Genomic DNA, 1994 nt, shown 5'->3' with positions numbered 1-1994 from the left:
TCATCCTTATTCTGAGCTGGATATGTTGGGAGCGAATACTTATGATTGCCATCAGCCATTATTTAATGGAAGACAAGAAGCTTGTCGGAATTTGAATCTTCAACATCAGTTTTTTCAGGTACTTGCTGATGAAATAAAAGCCGGAGGATTTAAGAACACTGACATCGTAGTTGTAGGTGATCATAGCCCTCCTATTATGTTAGATAAATATAAAGACAGTTTTAAGCCTGATTCTGTGCCATATATTCACGTACGAGTAAATTGAAATAGTTTATATTTAACTAAATTTTGTAAGGTAACCTGTGTAATTACTTCTAAATTAGTAATAAAGGGTACCTTACAGTTTTTATCGCCTTTAATTTTTAAATTTCCAAATCCATAATAGTTGCAAAAATTATTTGAAGCGAAAGTATGGGTAAAAAAATCCTTTGCCCAATATTTTTATTGATGCCTTAATGTTATTAAAAATTTATATATTTTAAAAGATTTTGACTATAGAAATGGGTACTGGGAGCCAGTAGGTTTGTACATTGCAATTTACTATAAACGATAATGAAATTACAGATATTTTCTAAATTAAAGTATTGAAATTTATAGTCTTATAAAATTTTGATAGACAATCTTTTTCTAAAATAATATTTACTAATATTATTTTAGATTTTACTTTATTGTTTTATTGGGGGGGAAATATTTGTACGTAATGTCAGTAAATATTCGAATTAATGTAAATATCCAAAATATATTTTCAGTCTTAATTTTCATATGATATCATTTATGAAAATTTCATTTATATGTGATCATATTTAAACTTTATATAAGAAATATTGATGAATATTGAAGTACATTTCCCTTTATTTTCCAAAGTAATACATATATTTAATAAGTATTTTTCTTTTCGGTTATGGCTTTTTATCGCTTTTTATCTAATTATAAATAATGGTTTTTTCTGGTTATCACACGCATTGATTCACTCCCAGCGGTATGTGGTTGTATTGGAATACGTTTGGATTATTCCATTATTGTGTTTGCGAAAAAATTGGTCAATATTATTATTTACCATCTCCTACGTTTGCATTTATATATTTGACATTTTGTATTGGATCAAGCAATTTTATCGTTATGAAAATTTATCAGAATTCATTGGGTTACTTTATTTTCTTCCCCAAGCTCCAAAATTATATTGGATAATTTTAGGATTAATTTTTGGTTATCTGATATTAAGTTTATTTCTAATTTTCAAATATTTGGTTCGTTTTGCTACAACGCAAATGATTTTACCATTATCTATATTATATTTATTGTTTGTATTTTGCTTTTACGATTATCGTGGTACTAATCTTTCTGATCGCTATAAGACTACTGGTTGGTGGGGCAGTTACTACGAAACTATTCAAAATTATAAATATAATATGCAAATTTTTTGGCTCAGAAAAGTCAACCCTGAGTTTTACGATTGGCCACATGGAGGTGTGTTACAAAAACAGATTAATTTGCAGCATCCCCCCAAAAAAATACTATTCATTTTAAATGAATCATGGGGTACTTTTGTACCTGAACATGGCGCTATTAATTCATCGGTAAAAGCACCTTTGCTGAATTTGCCCAATGTAAAACTAATTGCTCAGGGTGAAAATCCAGCACTCCACAGTACCATAATGGGGGAGCTGCGAGAGTTATGTGATTTGAAAGCCAAAAGTTCCAATTTTAAACTAGGCCCGTTTGATAAGTTCAAAAAATGTGTTCCGGTAAGATTACAAAAACAAGGTTATGATATACAAGCTTTTCATGGATCCTCTTCTAAGATGTATAACCGTAAAGAATGGTATCCGTATATGGGTTTGCAAGATGCACATTTTTATCCACATTTTAGTAATATAAAACTTTGTTATTCATTCCCCGGAGCTTGTGATTATAATATTGTGCATGATGTATCAGCTGCCAATAAATCTGCACAGGGTAAATCATTTATATACTGGCTAACACTGAACACCCAT

The 1994-nt window shown here is 29.7% G+C and carries 1 protein-coding gene and 1 pseudogene; both read left to right on the top strand.

Annotated features, from left to right (window positions below):
- Nucleotides 1-265, top strand: a pseudogene (locus J3U75_RS09100) (hypothetical protein); the annotation flags it as partial.
- A gap of 562 nt (nucleotides 266-827) precedes the next feature.
- The coding region (locus J3U75_RS09095; protein WP_267391641.1) for a hypothetical protein at nucleotides 828-1994 on the top strand (1167 nt) is incomplete at its 3' end.

It is taken from the genome of Snodgrassella sp. B3088 (assembly GCF_026535815.1).
In the GTDB taxonomy this organism is placed as follows: domain Bacteria; phylum Pseudomonadota; class Gammaproteobacteria; order Burkholderiales; family Neisseriaceae; genus Snodgrassella; species Snodgrassella alvi_E.
This window is presented reverse-complemented; position numbering and strand designations above follow the sequence as displayed.